At 47.8% G+C, this 17,109-nt stretch carries 15 protein-coding genes and 3 tRNA genes; 10 read left to right on the top strand and 8 right to left on the bottom strand.

From position 1 onward, the window contains the following. Nucleotides 1-3: 3 nt before the first annotated feature. The 4 genes from AACT35_RS01400 to atpD form a co-directional block, all read right to left on the bottom strand. Nucleotides 4-315, bottom strand: a complete 312-nt coding sequence (locus AACT35_RS01400) for an ATP synthase subunit I (RefSeq protein ID WP_099238301.1) — start codon at nt 313-315, stop codon at nt 4-6. Nucleotides 316-431: 116 nt separating this feature from the next. Then, nucleotides 432-731, bottom strand: a complete 300-nt coding sequence (locus tag AACT35_RS01395; protein WP_099238299.1) for an AtpZ/AtpI family protein — start codon at nt 729-731, stop codon at nt 432-434. After that, the gene (locus tag AACT35_RS01390) at nt 728-1,129 is read right to left on the bottom strand and encodes a F0F1 ATP synthase subunit epsilon (protein ID WP_216820514.1); all 402 of its coding nucleotides are present in this window, start codon (nt 1,127-1,129) and stop codon (nt 728-730) included. Before AACT35_RS01390 ends, AACT35_RS01395 begins: the two co-directional genes overlap by 4 nt. Further along, the gene (gene atpD, locus AACT35_RS01385; RefSeq protein WP_099238297.1) at nt 1,126-2,523 is read right to left on the bottom strand and encodes a F0F1 ATP synthase subunit beta; all 1,398 of its coding nucleotides are present in this window, start codon (nt 2,521-2,523) and stop codon (nt 1,126-1,128) included. The genes AACT35_RS01390 and atpD overlap by 4 nt, the downstream gene beginning before the upstream one ends. A 285-nt stretch (nt 2,524-2,808) precedes the next feature. Here atpD and AACT35_RS01380 point away from each other — a divergent pair, with 285 nt between their 5' ends. The 7 genes from AACT35_RS01380 to AACT35_RS01350 all read left to right on the top strand — a co-directional run bounded on the left by AACT35_RS01380 (nt 2,809) and on the right by AACT35_RS01350 (nt 7,734). Further along, complete coding sequence (locus tag AACT35_RS01380; RefSeq protein WP_339374578.1) at nt 2,809-3,696, top strand: phosphate/phosphite/phosphonate ABC transporter substrate-binding protein; 888 nt, start codon at nt 2,809-2,811, stop codon at nt 3,694-3,696. Then, complete coding sequence (gene phnE / locus AACT35_RS01375) at nt 3,696-4,532, top strand: phosphonate ABC transporter, permease protein PhnE (RefSeq protein ID WP_099238291.1); 837 nt, start codon at nt 3,696-3,698, stop codon at nt 4,530-4,532. The genes AACT35_RS01380 and phnE overlap by 1 nt, the downstream gene beginning before the upstream one ends. 257 nt (nt 4,533-4,789) lie before the next feature. Continuing rightward, nucleotides 4,790-5,521, top strand: a complete 732-nt coding sequence (gene phnC, locus AACT35_RS01370; protein WP_065711886.1) for a phosphonate ABC transporter ATP-binding protein — start codon at nt 4,790-4,792, stop codon at nt 5,519-5,521. A gap of 152 nt (nt 5,522-5,673) precedes the next feature. Next, nucleotides 5,674-5,800 (top strand) — tRNA-OTHER (locus AACT35_RS01365). 21 nt (nt 5,801-5,821) lie between these two features. Next, nucleotides 5,822-5,928: transfer RNA gene (locus AACT35_RS01360), tRNA-OTHER, on the top strand. A gap of 25 nt (nt 5,929-5,953) precedes the next feature. After that, nucleotides 5,954-6,076: transfer RNA gene (locus AACT35_RS01355), tRNA-OTHER, on the top strand. Nucleotides 6,077-6,132: 56 nt separating this feature from the next. Beyond that, on the top strand, nt 6,133-7,734 hold the full coding sequence (locus AACT35_RS01350; protein WP_099238290.1) for a TROVE domain-containing protein: 1,602 nt from the start codon (nt 6,133-6,135) through the stop codon (nt 7,732-7,734). A 70-nt stretch (nt 7,735-7,804) separates the two neighbouring features. On the opposite strand, the gene AACT35_RS01345 is transcribed toward AACT35_RS01350, so the two are convergent. Together AACT35_RS01345 and AACT35_RS01340 are read right to left on the bottom strand one after the other, a co-directional pair. Then, the gene (locus AACT35_RS01345) at nt 7,805-8,737 is read right to left on the bottom strand and encodes an ABC transporter substrate-binding protein (RefSeq protein ID WP_254047962.1); all 933 of its coding nucleotides are present in this window, start codon (nt 8,735-8,737) and stop codon (nt 7,805-7,807) included. A gap of 186 nt (nt 8,738-8,923) precedes the next feature. Beyond that, the gene (locus AACT35_RS01340; protein WP_099238286.1) at nt 8,924-11,341 is read right to left on the bottom strand and encodes a TonB-dependent siderophore receptor; all 2,418 of its coding nucleotides are present in this window, start codon (nt 11,339-11,341) and stop codon (nt 8,924-8,926) included. Nucleotides 11,342-11,668: 327 nt separating this feature from the next. Here AACT35_RS01340 and AACT35_RS01335 point away from each other — a divergent pair, with 327 nt between their 5' ends. The 3 genes from AACT35_RS01335 to AACT35_RS01325 all read left to right on the top strand — a co-directional run bounded on the left by AACT35_RS01335 (nt 11,669) and on the right by AACT35_RS01325 (nt 13,877). After that, entirely contained in the window at nt 11,669-12,316 is a 648-nt protein-coding gene (locus AACT35_RS01335; protein WP_099238284.1) for a MotA/TolQ/ExbB proton channel family protein, read from the top strand. An 85-nt stretch (nt 12,317-12,401) separates the two neighbouring features. Beyond that, complete coding sequence (locus tag AACT35_RS01330; RefSeq protein WP_012305613.1) at nt 12,402-12,824, top strand: ExbD/TolR family protein; 423 nt, start codon at nt 12,402-12,404, stop codon at nt 12,822-12,824. Nucleotides 12,825-12,908: 84 nt separating this feature from the next. Beyond that, the gene (locus tag AACT35_RS01325; RefSeq protein WP_099238282.1) at nt 12,909-13,877 is read left to right on the top strand and encodes a sucrase ferredoxin; all 969 of its coding nucleotides are present in this window, start codon (nt 12,909-12,911) and stop codon (nt 13,875-13,877) included. Between the two features lie 44 nt (nt 13,878-13,921). Here AACT35_RS01325 and AACT35_RS01320 read toward each other — a convergent pair whose 3' ends face one another. Next, nucleotides 13,922-15,442 carry a gamma-glutamyltransferase gene (locus tag AACT35_RS01320; RefSeq protein ID WP_099238280.1) on the bottom strand — a complete coding sequence of 507 codons (1,521 nt, stop codon included), beginning with the start codon at nt 15,440-15,442 and terminating at the stop codon, nt 13,922-13,924. A 126-nt stretch (nt 15,443-15,568) separates the two neighbouring features. After that, nucleotides 15,569-16,813 (bottom strand): hypothetical protein, encoded by a 1,245-nt coding sequence (locus AACT35_RS01315; protein ID WP_099238278.1) that lies wholly within the window; start codon nt 16,811-16,813, stop codon nt 15,569-15,571. Nucleotides 16,814-17,109: the final 296 nt, after the last annotated feature.

Here is a 17,109-nt window from a genome sequence, read left to right as displayed (position 1 = left end):
CATTTATTCCTCCAGCAACAGTTCCGATAATGAAGTTTGTGGCCGCCAACGATGAATTAAAATCGTTCGTGCTAACAAAAAACCTGCGAGGGCAATTAGTACTCGTTCCCAATGGCCACCAATCATCAAATATAAGGCTGTCATAGCGAGCATTAAGCGCACCACACCGCTGGTAATTATTAGTAATACTGGATGTTGAGAACGAGTTAATTGTTTAACGGTAAACCACAGCGCTGTGAAGTAAAATAATCCCAACCCAAAGCCGAGGGGAAAAACAAATAAATTAGGTATTATTGTTTCTAAAAATAGATTCATTGTAATTTTAATTGAGTTTTTAAATTCGTTTTTTAATCGAGTTTAGATTAGCGATTGGATTAGGCGATCGCCTTTAATATTTTTATCTTTTGCAGGAACAGTTAAATAATTCGACCTCATCGATTTTGCTCCCGTTGAATCCATAACCATGCATTCCAGCAGCCGAGAATAATCCCCAGAAATAAGCCCATTAATGTCCAGGAATAGGGACTCGGAAAGCGGCGGTCGAGCCAAATCCCCAGAAAGATCCCCAGTAGGGTCGGCCCCATCACCGACCAACCCACCATCCCAAAGACCCCAAATCCTAACCACAAACTGCGATCGCCTTCCTGTTTGGCCTGGAGTTTTTGTTGGGATTTTTGTTGGATCTGCCGTTCAAAATCTTCCCGGTGGCGATCGCCTTCTGGTGTGGTCATAGGGCACCTCCCAAATCGATAAAGTCCCGCACAATGCTACTTTCTAGACGCGCCAACATACTCCGTGCCCGTTCTTCTTGTTCATCTAACTGGGTAAATTGCGCTTGCACTGCCTGCTGTAAATCATCAAGATTATCCCCTCGCACCGCATTGCGCACCGACACCCAAACGGCAGCCCCCTGTTTCACTAAAATGCCTTCATCAATGGCCAGACAATGTTCTTCTCCCGTGATGCTCTCAAAGATCAAGAGACCCGCTGGCAAAACCGCCACATAATCCACATGGTTGGGCAATAGACAAAAGCCGCCCCCATCACCTTCTGCCATGATTTTTCGTACTGGCTGATCCACCAGTAATTCTGTCAAACACAGTACCTTGAGATCCATCTGGGCAATCATGGCCGCTGCACCTCCCCAATAGCCCCAATCATATAAAGAGCGCTTTCGGGCACATCGGCAAATTCATCGTTTAAAATTCGCTCACAACCCGTTAAGGCCGCCTCTAAACTGACCACTCGTCCTGTTTTGTTGGTGAACTGTTCCGTTGAGAAAAAAGGCTGGGTAAGAAATCGCTCTAACCGACGGGCGCGGTACACAATGGCGCGATCGCCCGCTGCGAGTTCCGCCATCCCCAACATCGCAATCATGTCCTTAAGCTCTTCGTAGGTGGCGAGGGTTTGACGCACCGCCAGGGCAATTTCGTAGTGACGCCGACCGGCGATCGCCGGCATCAACATTTTGGAACTCGAACGTAGGGGATCGACGGCTGGATAAAACCCCTCACTGGCCCGCTTGCGCGATAACACAATGGATGCCGATAAGTGGCCAAAGGTATGCACCGCCGCCGGATCGGTAAAATCATCAGCGGGCACATACACCGCCTGCACCGAGGTGATCGCCCCATTTTTTGTGCTGGTAATCCGTTCTTCGAGGGCGGCCAATTCTGTCGCTAAAGTAGGTTGATAGCCCACCCGCGAAGGCAGCTCTCCCATTAGACCCGAAACCTCCTGGCCAGCTTGAATAAAGCGGAAAATGTTATCAATCAAGAGCAACACATCCTGGCGAGCTTCATCCCGGAAATATTCAGCAATAGTTAACGCCGCATGGCCTACCCGAAACCTGGCTCCGGGCGGTTCATTCATCTGGCCAAACAGTAACACCGTCTGGTCTAGTACCCCCGTCGCCTGCATTTCCCGATAGAGTTCCTCAGCTTCTCGGTTCCGTTCACCGATACCGCAAAATAGACTAATCCCCTGGTGCTGACTGACCATGTTATGGATCATCTCGGTAATTAAGACCGTTTTGCCGACCCCTGCCCCCCCGAAGAGGCCTGCTTTTCCACCCCGTTCGATGGGGGCGAGGACATCAATTACTTTGATCCCTGTTTCCAGGATTTCTGCTTGGGTTGATTGTTGGGCGAGGGGAATAGCGGCTTGGTGAATTGAGCGATGCTTAACTGCAGTTAGGGGTTTGCCTTGATCGATCGCCTCACCAAAGACATTAAACATACGTCCGAGTAAGGCGCGGCCCACGGGCATTTTGAGGGGATGGCTGGTATCCGTCACGGTGGCTCCCCGGGCGAGGCCGGAGGTGGGGGTCAGGGCAATGCCCCGGACAAGGGTGGCGTTTAGGTGGGCGACGACTTCGATAATGATTTGACCTTTTTCCCCGGCATTGAGTTGATGGAGATAGCTGGGTAGCCGTTGGGGAAAACACACATCAACGACACTACCGCGCACGGAAACCACTTTCCCAATGTTTGTGGTTGTTGGCGGCTGGTGGGTCGATGGCATGGGGAGCGATAAATTAAGGCGATCGCCTTTGGGGAGGCTTTTTATCACTCTAGCGAAGATCCCTAGGGCCGCCACAAATGTGGAGAATTGCAAACATCAGACCATGCTTCAGAACGTCATAAATCAGGGAAATCAACAAATTTTTAAGGTATTTTTCATTTTTCTCAAACCATTTTCGCTATGCTGAACGTAGCTGGGTCTAAATCAAGGTTTAGGCTTTGTTGATCAAATTTTGATGGAAGCATAATCAGGCAAATGCAACGGATCAGAAAGTGGAAAAATATCTTGATCGGGACTGTGGGTGTCCTGTTAGTGGGCTGTGCCTCGGCCAATAACCAGTCTGATCCTGGGCCAGAAAGTACAACGACCCTCGATAGCATTTCCTTTGGTGTTGGCCCCTATTTCCCGACACCCAACGAGAACCGCCAACAGTTCGAGCCTTTCTTCGATGCCCTCGCCGCTGAACTGGATCTCCCCGGAGATGTCACCGTCACCGAAGATTGGATTGGCATTTCTGAAGCCCTACGTTCTGGCACCTTAGATCTGGCTTGGTTGGGGCCTTGGGGTTACGTTTTGGCGCACCATAATGATCCTTCCCTAGAGGCGATCGCCACCGTAAAATACCAGGACGAACCTGTTTACTACAGCGTTTTGATTGCCCGCGCCGATGCCCCCTTTGACACCCTCGAAGAGGCGATCGCCCTCAGTCAGCAGGGTGAAAAACTGAAACTTAGCTTGGCCGATGTCGGTTCCACATCTGGTTGGTTAATTCCCCAGGCAGAATTTAAACGCCGTAACCTCAATCCCGAAACCGTGTTTGACTATAGCGAAGGAGCGAGCCATGCCGCCCAGGTGATTGGCGTGAGTACCGGCCAGATCGACATTGCTTCCGATTACAACCGCAACCTCGATGTGATGATTGCTGAAGGACGCATTCAGGCTGACGAGATTAAAATCATTTGGCAGTCTGAACCTTTACCCAACGATCCCATTGTGGTGCGGGGAAATTTCCCGGAAGCCTACAAAAAACAACTCCAACAAAAATTAGTCAATCTCACTCCCGCCGAGGCCGCTGCCCTTTTACCAGAAAACTATACGGGTTTCGTCGCTTCCGATGGCAGCAACTATCAGCCCATCGAAGCAGCAGGTCTTGCCCTAGAGGTATTGAAATAGTGACCCTCTTGCAGCAACCCGCTAAAGCAAGCGATTTTGCCCAAATCCTACAGCAAGAACGACGCCGCCGATATAGTTTGTGGCGATTACTCAGGTCTGGTTTTTGGGGAACCCTGGGGGTAGCGATCCTGGTCATGGCCGTGCGCACCGCCGAAATTGATCCCCAACAGTTTTGGCAGCGCTTACCAACGGTGGGTCAATGGCTGCAGCAATTATTCCCCCCGGATTTTTCGGAGTTGCCCAATTTTCTGGTGGCGATCTGGGAAACGTTGGCGATCGCCATTGTCGGCACAGGGGCGGCGATGCTGGTGGCCTTACCCCTCGCCCTGTGCGTGGCCCGCAATACAACCCCAAATCGCTGGTTAGCCACGGGTTTACGGAGTTTTTTAAATTTACTGCGGGGCATTGATACCGCGATCTTTGCTCTCTTTTTTGTGTCGATTGTCGGCCTTGGCCCCTTTGCTGGGGCGTTGGGGGTCGCCTGTCACACGGCGGGTTCCATGGCCAAACTCTACGGTGAAGTGCTCGAATCAATTCCCCCTGAACCCATCGAAGCCATCGAAGTCACCGGGAGCGATCGCCTGCGCACCTTTGCCTTTGCGGTATTTCCTGAAGCATTACCGGGTTTGGTAGGCATTAGTCTCTACCTCTGGGAGTTTAACGTGCGTTCCTCTGTGATCCTCGGCATTGTCGGGGCCGGCGGCATTGGCTACGAATTGCTGGTTAGTCTGAAGCTACTCGACTTTCCCCGCTTGGCCACAATTTTGATCTTGATTTTGATTATGGTGAGTTTAATTGATGCCTTGAGTGCCTATTTACGCCGTCGCTTACAGTAGCCTTTATGGCCTCAAAAAGGAAGATTTTCGCTTAATTCGATGTAATTGCGATTAATTTATTTATTTTTCCTGCCTTACTGTCTTATTTAAGGTATTTTTACAGTAATTCTGGAATATTGATTGCCTTAAACAAAGTTTCGCCCTGATCACGCCGTCCAATGGTGCAGATCAAGGGCGATCGCCGCACTGAAAAATTCACTTTTACATTTACCTCACAACTAACGTTGGGTTAAAAAATTCATTTTCAAAAAAATTCTATGCTGCAGGTTCACCAACTCACAAAAGCCTATTCCCACGGTCAATTCAGCCTCCAGGACATTAGCTTTACCATCGAGCCCCATAGCTTTACTGTTCTCCTTGGCTCCAGTGGTGCGGGCAAAACAAGCTTGCTGCGCTGCTTGCCCCAATTGGTGTCCCTCGATGCTGGCCAAGTTTATTTTCAAGGTCTTGATCTAACCACCGCATCACCTCGACAGTTACGCCAAGCCAGGCAAAAAATGGCGATGATTGCCCAACAATTTAATTTAGTGCGACGCCGCACGGCCCTCGAAAATTGCCTGGGCGGACGGTTACCAGAGTTACCTCTCTGGCGATGTTTACTGGGACGTTTTCCTGAAGCGATGCTCTGTGAAGCTTTAGCCGCCCTAGAACGGGTGCAGCTCCTCGATGTTGCTTTTCAACGGGCTGACCAACTATCTGGGGGACAAAAACAACGGGTGGCGATCGCCCGCGCCCTGACCCAAAAAGCCCAACTGCTCCTGGCCGATGAACCCATTGCGAGCCTTGATCCAGAAACTGCGGCATTAGTGCTACAACTACTGCGCTCCCTCTGTAATGAAAAACGCCTCACTGTGATTTGTAGCCTCCATCAGGTTCATCTCGCCAAACGCTACGGCGATCGCATTTTAGGGATGCGCGCGGGTCAGATTATTTTGGATGTGCCCACCACGGCCTTTAACGACGACATCGCCAATGCTATCTATCAATAAATCTTTGATGCTCTATTTTTAGAAAGTTGGGGGGAGACCATAACTTTTATCAGCTCCCCTAATCCCAAAGCCCGATATCGTAACCATTTCAGGTGATTTAACTCCCATTGGAATCGGGGGAGCAGTAGCCCATACATTAAAAGCAACGCAATGAACGGATAGTTTAATGGCAAAACACCAATCTTCCCTGATTCATTTATTTATCCGTAAGGGTCGCTGAATTTAGGGTTATCGCCTGTTAAGCGGGAGATGGAGGTTCGATTCCTCCTCCGTTCGCCACGATCTTTTCCTAAATGACTTGGGCAGGTAGCTCAGTTGGTAGAGCAGATTCTTGCTGCACTTTTTTTACCCCAACGGGTCGCTGCATCAAGATTATCGGGTCGAAAGTTCAAGTCTTTCCCTGTCCCCCCATTTAGAAAAATGTCAAACCTGGAGACGGTAGCTCAATGGTAGAGCGCAATATTTGCCCTTAGGGGCCGCAGGACTAAAGGTTATCGCTATGGACGAATCTCCCTTTTGTCCGCCGAGATGCGGGTTCGATTCCGGCTCGTCTCCCTTCCCCACATGGGGTTTTGATCTAAAGTTGTTATCCCGCAAGGGACGGAGTTGTCATGTCATATCAATTTTTTACAGCCCGTGGCCAAACGCCCCAATCGCAACCAATTCCGGGTCGAGCGACAGAAATGGTGCAGGGGCGAGCCGGTGGTTATCACTTCGATCCGGGGATTTGGGTTATGTTGCGGCGCTGTTTATTAATCGGTACCGCCCAAAATACTTTTTATGCTGATAAGCACGAGTTGACGGGTGAGTTTACCCAGGTTGTGCAGCAGTGCGTGGTGGCGGATCCAGGCCGGGTCGCCCAGGAAATTCTCTATGCGAGCGATGGGCGATCGCTCAACAATAGCGCCCCTTTATATGCGTTAACGCTGTTATCCATGGGAGAAACCCCAGCGGCGAAACGGGCATTTATGGAAATCTTTCCCCAGGTGGTGCGCACCGGGAGCCATTTCTATGAATGGTTGAGCTACACCAAAGCCCTGCGGGGATTCGGAAAAGTGGTGCGTGAGTGCGGTAAAGGTTGGCTCAGTCAGAACGATGTGCAAGCTTTGGCCTACCAACTGCTGAAGTATCAACAACGGTACGGGTTTAGCCACCGGGATGCGTTGCGTTTATTCCACGTTAAACCCCCAAGTGTCGAGCATCAAACCTTATATAACTGGGTCGTTAACGGCTGGGAGCAGTTACCGAAACAGCCCCCTGCAACTGCCCTTGAACAAATTTGGTGGTACGAATGGCTAAAGCGCAACCCCGATCAAACGAAAAAGGCGATCGCCCAAGGCCACCTTACCCACGAAATGGTCGCCCCCATTGGTCAAATGGATGAGCAGACCTGGAAACTGTTGATGCTGGAGATGCCCATTGGTGCCCTGTTACGGAACCTAGGTTCCCTGACCGAAATTGGGGTATTGCGGGTCAACCGCCAGAAAAACCTCAAGCACGTGGCGATGGTTTTAAACGATAAACAACGCTTGCGCAAAGGTCGCATCCATCCCATTGACATCCTCAAAGCCCTAAAAACCTATCAATCTGGGGGTCGATTAGGGCGCAGCAAAAAAACCTGGGAACCTGTACCCCGCATTATCGACATCCTCGAAAAAGCCCTGGAGATGTCCTTTGAAACAGTGCCTGCCACCGGGAAAACGTTTCTCCATGCGGTGGATGTGTCGGGGTCGATGTCCTATTACTCTGTGGGTTCTGTCCATTTAACCTGTGCCGAGATAGCCGCAACCATGGCCCTGGTCACCGCAAAAGCCGAGAAAAATTATGCCATTCGTGGCTTTTCTACCGCGTTTAAAGATCTAGGCATTACCACCAGCGATAGTTTCCGCACGGCCTTACAAAAAACGAGTGATCAAAATTTCGGTGGCACCGATGCTTCCTCTGTCTACAAATGGGCGCTTAAACATCGCTTTCATGCCGATATAATTTGCTTCTGGACAGATTGTGAATCCTGGGCGGGCACGCAACCCTGCCAAAAACTGGCGGAATATCGCCGCAAAGTAAACCCTAATGTCAAGGCTATTTATGTGACCCTGGCCACCTACAAATTGAGTTTGGTTGATCCAAAAGATCCTCTGTCATGGGATTTAGGAGGGTTTGATCCGACGATGCCACGCTTGATCCAAATGATTGCCCAGGATGATTTAGCATAGCAAATTATTTCTTTTTTCAGGGAGTATTGAAAAATACTCTCTTTTTTAGTTGCTACACTTCAAATAATTACTAATTTTGTGTTTCATCTAAAATGTGTTTCGCGAGATCATTGAGAACTTGATTAGCCGCTAAAATACCACTAGAACTTGTCCATTCTCCATCATTAACTTGATAAATATTGCCATTTTCAACCACGGCGAGATTTTGCCAAAGGGGATGATCTTGCCATTGATTTTGGGTATCTTCACCTCGGTTTTCAGCCTCATTAAATGTGAAATAAAAAAGATAGTCGGCTTCGAGATCCTGGATACTTTCTAGGCCTATCTCGGCGGCAAAGTCATTTTTTTGTTGTACTTCAGGCCGTCGTAAGCCCACTTCAGCGACAATTTGCCCCGGAAAGGATTGTTCATAATAAATCCTCGCTGTCCCTGGCATAAACCGAACGAGGGAAACAGTTGGCGGCTGATCACCTAATTGTTCTTTGAGGTTGGCGACCCGCTGATCCCATTGCTCAAGTAAAGTTTGAGCTTCGGTTTCTCGGTTGAGGGCTTTGGCGTAGAGTTTGAAGTTCTCTTTCCAGGTGGCACCCAGGGTTTCGGAAAAAACGGTCGGGGCGATCGCCTGCAATTTGCCATAGAGTTGCTCCTGCCGGACTTTAGAGCCGATAATCAAATCTGGCTTTAAAGCGACAATATTTTCTAAATTTGGCTGAAATTCGTCACCAATCATGGGTACATCTTCTAATTCGGCGCTGAGATACTCGTAATAGGGATCGCCTTGCCAGGACTTGACGGCACCGACGGGTGTTACCCCCAGGGCAACTAACATATCTGTGCCTTCGTTGGTGAGCACGACAATTCGTTGGGGAGTGCCGCTAATTTCCGTCGTTCCCATGGCGTGTTCAATGGTGCGGGTTGCTTCGTCAGAAACTTGGGAAACAGGCTCTGGGGTCGTTGTGGGAGATGGATTTTGGATCGTGGCAAAACAGCCGCTTAAACTCATACTTGCTAGGCAGATTAAGCCAAGGATCTGGCGTCGAATCGTAGGTTTATTTTTTTGATATTGCATAAATTTTAAAGGTTTTTTAATTTTAAAAAAATAGGATGAAAAGGCAAAATAAAATCCTCCTCTCCATCCCAAACTAAGACGTAATTAACTTCTGAAATACGCAGGCGATCGCCCTGGATTTTACCAATCTAAACTGTAGCTTAAAGTGATGGTGCGACCTCTGCCAGCAAATTGATTTCTGCCCCCGTAAACCTGGGCAATAATGGGGAAATATTCAGCATTAAAAAGATTTTCAACGCCGAGCTGAATCTTGCCAGCACCAGTATCATAGCTACTGATAAAATCAGCAGTTAAGTAACTTTCTACTTCCCCTAAACCAAAGCCATTACCCTTGGGATCACGGCCCGCTGAATACAATAATTGCAGACGATTTTCCCAACCTTCAACGGGTTCATATTCCACAAAACCGGTTAGTTTAACAGGGGGAATTTGGAAACTAGGTAAGCCACTTTCAAAATCGCCATCGTTATTGGCATCCCGCTCGCCATCGGTGTAAGTAAAGGTTCCCCCTAGGGCGAGTTGTTCACTGAGTTGAGTACGTAGATCGGCCTCAACACCGTAGATGCGCTGGGGATCACGAATCGTTGTAAACGCACTATCAAAGGTAGTACCGAGATCTGAGTAACTATAAAAGCCAGCAATGGAAGCTTGCACATTACCCCAGTTGCCGCGAATCCCTAACTCATAGTTATCAACTCGTTGGGCTTCAGGCCGTAGATTTTCCACACTGCCCCCCGGAGAAGTCCGTAGGGAACGGGCCACATCCGCAATGGAAAAACCTTGGGCAAAGTTCCCAAAAATATTTACATTGTCATTAAGGGCATACACAGCGCCCACATTAAAGAGGGTCGCATCGTAGTTCAGTTCGCCCCCTGTGACATTATTGCCCGCTAGAGTGGTGAAATCATCCACACTGACATCAATAAATTCTTGGCGAATGCCACCATTGAGAACTAACTGATCGGTCACATTCCAATTTAACTGGGCAAATAAGCCGAGATTCTTTTGTTCTGTGGGTGGGGAAAGGAAACCAGTGCCAATTCGCTCAAAAACTAGGCCATTACTCGCTTCAAAGGTAGGTTCATCAAAGAGATCAGCAGGTTGAGCAGATTCTTCGTAAAAATAGTCCACACCCCAAAGTAAACTGAGGCGATCGCCTGCCGCGAGGGGCGTATTGATATCTAAACGACCACCAATTTTTTCGGACTCCACTTCCGATTGCAAAACTTCACCCCCAAAGGTGCCAAAATCATCATCGAAAGGATAGAAACGGGTGGAGTAATCTCGATAGTAAAGCTGACTGTTTAACTGACTGCCAAAGAGATCATCATTGCTGTAGGCCAAACTAACCAATGTATTTTCGGTGCCGGGTTGGTCAGGCAAGACTAGGCCAGGTCTGGCTTCTGCTTTATCGCCACTAGGAGATGGATTCAGGGCAAAGTCAGAATCCTGGTCATCGGAGAAGTAATTAAAGCTGAATTGGAGCCGTTGGTTTTCGTCGATGTTGTAGCCCAATTTTCCAAACAAATTGATGCTTCTGAGGTCAGCTAAACCCCCTTGACCCAGCGGATCGGGCGGAATGCGATCGCCATCGGCATCAAAGAAACCACCTGTCTTGGAAATCGCAAAATCCGCGACATAGTCAAACTTGTCCTCTGTACCAGACACAGAATGCTGGAGAGAGTAGCCAAAACTGTCTTCTGGATTGGTCGTGGAAAATTCAAAGCCGATAGTGCTGCGGGATTCTACGCCTGTAGCGGCTCCCTGCTTGGTAATAATATTGATAATCCCACCAGTGGCACCATCTCCATAGATCGCGCTGGGGCCACGGACAATTTCAATCCGCTCAATCACGCCCGGATCAATGGTGCGCAAATCCCGTTGGGCATTACGGTTTGTGCTCTGGGGTATCCCATCAACCAAGACCGAAATATTACGACCCCGGAGGCTTTGTCCAAAAATACTGGTGGTTTCTGTCGAAGGTGAGAGACCCGGCACTAACTTCGCCAAAATGCTGGAAAGATCGCGGTTGAGATCCGCTTGACGGGCAATTTCTGCCTGGGAAATCACTGTCACAGACCGGGGCACCGCCGCTTCCTCTGTTTCTGTCCGAGTTGCCGTAACGATTAATTCCAAATTATCAACAAAATCATCCGGTGTTACCTGTACAAGCAAACCAGAGGATTGAGACAATACATCAACAAAGGGCGCTGCTGTTTCACCTACAAGAATAATTTCAACGGTATTTTCAGATATTTGCGTAATTTCAATGGCCTCTAGACCAGCTTGGGGCGCAAAATCAGGCAAAATTGCACCATCTGTTAACTGGGCATTTTCGACTTCGAGGATGAGACGATCGCCCTCCAGCCGTTGATTTACTTCAGGGGCGATCGCCTGATCACTATCCAGAAAAACTTCTACACCCAAGGAGGTCGGGTTAATCCGAATATTACTAATTACTGTTTGGGCCACTACCGCCGGAGCCAGAACAACCAGCATCCCACTGGCAACCCCCAGACTATAGGTCAACTCTTTCAAGAAACTTCCCTCACACTTATTGCTAAAGAATTGCGTTAGATCAGGAAGATTAAGAGATTATCTCAACCATTGTCAAGTTCTTTATCGAGAATCTCTTGTATTTAAAATTTTCACAAAGCCACATTTATCAGCTAAAAGCCACTGAAACTAAGAACTAAAAGTATTTTTAGGAATTACTATTCTAGATTAAGGGCTTTGTTTTTGCTAAGACTTCTGATATATCAGAGTAAATTTATTGAAAATATTTTGAGTTAGGGTATAGTCATTTGGGCAGCAGTACCAGATAATGCTTCTTAAACGCCCTCGCACATTTCAACCCATAGCACTATGAACATCACAAATTTCTTTGCCGCCGGTGGCATCGTTGCTTATCCCTTGCTCCTCTTCTCTTTGGCCGGTGTAGCCTGCATTATTGAGCGAGCCGTTTTTTGGTGGCGGATTAATCGTCGGCAGCGTCAAGTTGTCCGGGACGCCCTCGGTCTATATCGGCAAGATCCGTTCAATGCGATGAAATTTTTGAAGCGTAACGCGGATCTACCCATTGCCCGGATTTTTTTAGAAGCCCTTGATTTAGAAAATCCCAACAGTGAAGAGTTTCGTCTCGCCCTCGAAAGTGCAACCCAAGCCGAAATCCCGACCCTAAAACGGTTTAATACTGTGTTTGACACAATTATTGCTGTTGCGCCCCTACTGGGATTGTTGGGAACGATCCTCGGTTTGATGCAATCTTTTTCGGCGCTCAACATTGGTGATGTGGGTAATACCAATGCCGCTGGGGTGACTGGTGGGATTAGTGAAGCATTGGTTTCGACTGTGATGGGTCTGGTTGTGGCAATCTTCACCCTGCTCTTTGCCAATCTTTTCAATGGGCTATATCAACGTAACCTAGCATTTATCCAAGAATATGGTGGCCAGTTAGAATTACTATATCGCCGTTTCTATGAAAAGAGTGAAGCAACGATTATGAACCGCTAATTCCTGCCAATAAAACGACACACAATTATTTTTTATCTGTAATCCATAGATTTAAGCTCAATTCTTTTGTTTTAAATTCATTACTATGCGTATTCCCCAGGAAGAACAAAAATCCGCAGGCATTAATATTGTGCCGATGATTGATATTATCTTTTCAATTTTGGCCTATTTTATTATTTCGACCCTCTATTTGACGAAATCTGAGGGCCTACCGGTTAATCTACCTGGGGCAAATACAGCACAACAGCAACCGAGCACTGAAATTACAGTGACCGTAGATGCGGCGGGAGATATTTTTCTCAACGAAGCACCCGTTGAAATCGCTACACTCCAAGCTGGTGTCCGAAATCTAATGGTTGAGAACCCAGAAACCTTGGTGATTATCAATGCCGATGAAGCAGTTAGCCATGGATCCGTAATTGAAGTAATGGATGAACTGCGGCAAATTGAAGGAGCAAGATTGGCGATCGCCGCCCAAAAAGAAACAACATCCACTAGCACTAATTAATACGAAGTATGATTTACGGCTACAAGGCTTCGCTCCTACATCTCAAAGCCTTACAGGATTTTTGGGGGATTAACTAATCGAGATATGAATTCATTTTTTTGTGCCGAGTCATCCCGCAAACTAGGAGAAGATCCTATCGGCTGGGGTGTCAATACAACCTATTATCTTTTGTTAGAATATGCCCAGCCTTGGCGCGAAAACATTTTAGAGAGTGATCCCCAATTTATACCGCTCCTAAAGTTTTACCAAACTTTTTTGACACCGAGAAAAATCCAAATCCGGCCCATATTTATTTGGGGTGAATCGTCGTCAAAAGATCGAAGTCGAGCTATTTTATTAAAACAAGAGCAAGGATTTATTCGAGGTTACAAACGCCAAGAATTTACAATTTCGAAGTTAGCAGAAGTTATTCCAATCCTAGAAACTTGTTTCACTGATTCAGATAGTTTTTTTGCTACAACAGATTCAAGCCAACAACAACGGGATATTCTTATTTGTACCCACGGCACTTATGACAAGTGTTGTGGAAAATATGGCAAGCCCTTTTATCGGCAAGCAGTACGATTGGTTCAAGAATTAAACCTTGAAGATCGAGTGCGCATTTGGCAAGCAACTCATTTCGGTGGACATCGCTTTGCGCCCACGGCCATCGAGTTTCCTGGAGGACGTTATTATGGCAGGCTAGATGAGGCTTCCTTGCAATCTTTACTGACCCGTCAAGGCGATTTAGATTTTCTCAAAAAAGTTTATCGAGGCTGGGGCGTTTTACCTGCGCCGGTACAAATCTTAGAGCGAGAATTATGGTACCGTCATGGTTGGCAATGGTTAGACTACGAGATTGATTTTCAAATATTAGACGCGAATAAAGACGAGACGTTTTTTCGGTGTCAGATCACGGCTCAACAAGAAGGCGATCGCCAAATAATTTATACCGCAGAGATTGTCGAAGACCCAACACAAAACATCCACCTCCGGGGTGGTTGCAAGGTGCCAACAGCCGAAAGATATCCCCAATTTAAGTTGCAAAATTTATCCCAAACCTCCTCTCATTAGAGAAAAGTAGCCTTTTCCAGTAACCACACCTAAAATTTTGGATTTTAGGCAAAAGCGACACTGCCCTCCCGTCGGGGATCGGCGATCGCCTGCAATTGCTGCGCTTCTTCAGACCACAATGCGGCCTGTACGCCACCAAAATACATTGATAGCGGCGGAAACTCCCGGAGCGGCATCGACAGATTCAATAAATTCTCAGCCCTTAAATCTTCTTCGTAGGCAAGCATCAATTGGTCGTCAAATGCTTCCACATGGAGGCGTGGGTGTCGGATCGCCTCACTGAGGGAATCACCATGCACTATAAAGTTGGTCAGTGACTGGGCGATCGCCGTGGTGATCCGCGACGCACCAGGGGAACCAATCGACAGTACAGATCCATTCCGGTGACGCGCAATGGTGGGGGCCATATTTGAAATCAATCTCGTGCCTGGCGCAATGGGTTCACTCTGCTCTCGATGCAGCTCCAACTCACCCAGGGAATTATTTAACCAAAAATTACGACCGGGAATTACCGCCCCAGAACCATAACCCGCCGATGCCGTCAGCGAACAGGCACAACCTTGATCATCGACCGTGGACACGTGGATCGTAGAAGGTGAACTGCGGTAATGATCGAGCTGATTTGTCCGGGCAAAATGTAGCAGATCCGTGACTGCTTGCCATCGATCTTGGTCAACATTGAGATGTTCAAAACGATAGTTAAGGACGGCCTCTTGGATCGCAGCAATGGTTTTATGGTCGAGACTTTGGCGGGTTTGCTGGAGGAGGAGTAAAGCGGCTAAACAAGCACCACCCACTGCGGGGGCCGGGTTGGTAACAATTTCCCAGTCACCGTAGTTCAGCCGAATTGGTTCTCTGATAATCGCTTCGTAGCTTGCCAAGTCAGCTTGGGTAATGGCACCGTGCGATCGCTCCATTGCAGCGACTAATTCCTGGGCTAAAGTCCCTTGATACAAACAGTCAGGGCCTTCATCAGCCATCAGCTTTAGAGTTTTAGCGAGGCCCGGTAAGCGGACGATCTCACCAGCCTTGAGATAATCTTTGCCGTTTGGATGAACAAGCTGATAACTTTCGGGATGCCACCCAAAAATCGCTGCATGGGCCTGTTCTAAATACATTCCTGAAACACGGGACAGGGGACTGCCTTGCTCTACCACTTTGGCCACGGGCTTGATTAATTCTGCCCAAGACAATTGGCCGTATTCTGCTGAGGCTTTGGCGATCCCGGCGAACATCCCTGGCACTGCCACCGCACCATAACCAATTCCGGTATAAATGCCACCACCATAGTTCAGCAAGGTCTTTTGTAACTCTGGGTAGGGGCGATCGCCAGGGAAATCTTTACCAGGCATCGCTGCATAGGCATCAATGACAACGGGTTCTCGATCCTGGGGCCAAATCGTGATGAAACCACTACCGCCCGGTGCCATGACCCCCAGTTCGCAACACATGGAAGTTAATGTGGCGGCGAGGGCGGCATCGATGGCGTTACCTCCCTGGGCGATAATCTCTGCGCCGATATTGGCGGCAAGTTTAGAATCGGCGGCGATCGCGACTTTGGTCATCGTTTTTGATTAATTGTTTTTGATCGAGAATGCATTGTGATTTTTTCCATAGCTCGATTTTCAGTTGAAAATCGAGATCTGTCTTTAGGGTAAGTTACGAAGCCAAATCACTTGATGTTAGAGCCTTTAGCGCTGCAGTCGTTTCTGCAAATACTCACAAGTCCAGCCCCGGTCCACTAGCACCTGCCAGGACACCAGATGAATGCCATCCCGCACTAGATAATCCCCATCCACCTCTTCGTAGTAACCCAAACGCCCCAACTTCTTCATCGCCTCAAACCAGTAGAAGAAATTCGCCCTTTCGCTTGTGTGATTGTTGGCCACTGCATTCTTGACTGCATAGACAAAAAAGCCCGCTGGATTTTTCACATAGTGGTCACGCCGATACCGCTGATAGGCGGCGATCGCCCCCTCAATAATTTCTGCCGCCGTCGTTTTCACTAACCGCACCAAAGAAGGATTCAACACAATCCCTAAATCATCAAGCCGTTCCAAATGAGCCTTGGCTTGGGCATTCACCACCACATCCGCTTTATCCGCTTCTTCCGTCTGCGATTGCTTTTCCTCAACGGCCTGAGTTGTAACGTTCCTAGCTTCCTGAACTGGAGGTCGCTTATCTTTTTCTTTCTCTTTTTGCCTCAATTCCCTTGATTCCGTTGAAAACTCAACCCTTTTCCCAGAATTAGAAGTTGATTGACTCTCTCCTTGCTCCCTAGGCCCAATCATCGCCGATTTCTCAGTCACCAGCCCATTATCGTGATCACAAATGTTTCTTGTTGATTCTACACTTTGGCCCGGCGCTTTTTCTTTCTCTTGGTCTAACTTATGGGTTTCACCAGTTACTGCATTTCCAACTTCATGGTTTTTAACATTTTTCCCTTGGCTAAACTGAGTTTTCTGTTCCAGTACATCAGTAGCCTGAGAATTCAAAAAAGAAAATTTTAATTGAACAGCAGAACAAGCCTGATCTGTTGAATCTTTAATATCTATATAAGAAGATACGGCAGCATTAGGGTTTGAGGCGCGTTTTTGGGAAGTTTTATTCCCAAACTGGGAAGTTTTGTTCTCGATTTGGGAAGTTTTATTCCCGGGACGATAAGCGGCGAGTTTGTAGATTTTGCTGTTGTACTGGCGCTGAATATCGACGAGACCAATGTTTGCGAGTTCGGTTACGGCCTGGCGGATCCACTTAGAACAGTAGGGTTTCTTGCGGAATTTGCCAGTCCAGTGGCGGAAAGTATCGAGGTCTACTTCAAAGGTTGTACCGGCGGGACGTTTGCGTAGAAGCCAGTTGTAGAGGGTGGCGGCGCAGCGACTGACTTGGTTGAGGAGGTAGTCACTATCGGCGGTAATCATGGCAAAGGCAGTCATTTTTTTTATTCTCCAGATGGGGGGGTTGGAGAATCAGCAAAAAAGCTGCTAGAATGTACCCATTAAGAACCGGTGCAAAAAGTTCTTTGTTGGGTTGGTGGAAGCAGATTTTCGCCGACCCTCATCTTTTTTAAATTTCTCTAATTCTACAGGATCTTCTCCAGGAAAAGAAAAGGCGCTCGCCCAAGATCAGCACAGGCCAGCTTAATATTGATGGGCTAGCGCGATGAAAAGCAAAGTATCCTGGAAGTATTTAGCCGAAGTCATAGATCAGCCATAATTTAACAAAAGTACAC

The organism is Synechococcus sp. BDU 130192 (genome assembly GCF_963876085.1).
GTDB lineage: Bacteria > Cyanobacteriota > Cyanobacteriia > Cyanobacteriales > MRBY01 > MRBY01.
Note: the sequence above shows the minus strand (reverse complement) of the source record. Positions and strands in the feature narration are given on the sequence as shown.

Coding starts and splice junctions, on each gene's coding strand:
- AACT35_RS01330 (WP_012305613.1), top strand. CDS start 12,402: ATGCGTATTCCCCAGGAAGAACAAAAATCCGCAGGCATTAATATTGTG.
- AACT35_RS01390 (WP_216820514.1), bottom strand. CDS start 1,129: ATGATTGCCCAGATGGATCTCAAGGTACTGTGTTTGACAGAATTACTG.
- AACT35_RS01315 (WP_099238278.1), bottom strand. CDS start 16,813: ATGACTGCCTTTGCCATGATTACCGCCGATAGTGACTACCTCCTCAAC.
- AACT35_RS01320 (WP_099238280.1), bottom strand. CDS start 15,442: ATGACCAAAGTCGCGATCGCCGCCGATTCTAAACTTGCCGCCAATATC.
- AACT35_RS01335 (WP_099238284.1), top strand. CDS start 11,669: ATGAACATCACAAATTTCTTTGCCGCCGGTGGCATCGTTGCTTATCCC.
- AACT35_RS01400 (WP_099238301.1), bottom strand. CDS start 315: ATGAATCTATTTTTAGAAACAATAATACCTAATTTATTTGTTTTTCCC.
- phnC (WP_065711886.1), top strand. CDS start 4,790: ATGCTGCAGGTTCACCAACTCACAAAAGCCTATTCCCACGGTCAATTC.
- atpD (WP_099238297.1), bottom strand. CDS start 2,523: ATGCCATCGACCCACCAGCCGCCAACAACCACAAACATTGGGAAAGTG.
- AACT35_RS01325 (WP_099238282.1), top strand. CDS start 12,909: ATGAATTCATTTTTTTGTGCCGAGTCATCCCGCAAACTAGGAGAAGAT.
- AACT35_RS01345 (WP_254047962.1), bottom strand. CDS start 8,737: ATGAGTTTAAGCGGCTGTTTTGCCACGATCCAAAATCCATCTCCCACA.
- AACT35_RS01395 (WP_099238299.1), bottom strand. CDS start 731: ATGACCACACCAGAAGGCGATCGCCACCGGGAAGATTTTGAACGGCAG.
- AACT35_RS01350 (WP_099238290.1), top strand. CDS start 6,133: ATGTCATATCAATTTTTTACAGCCCGTGGCCAAACGCCCCAATCGCAA.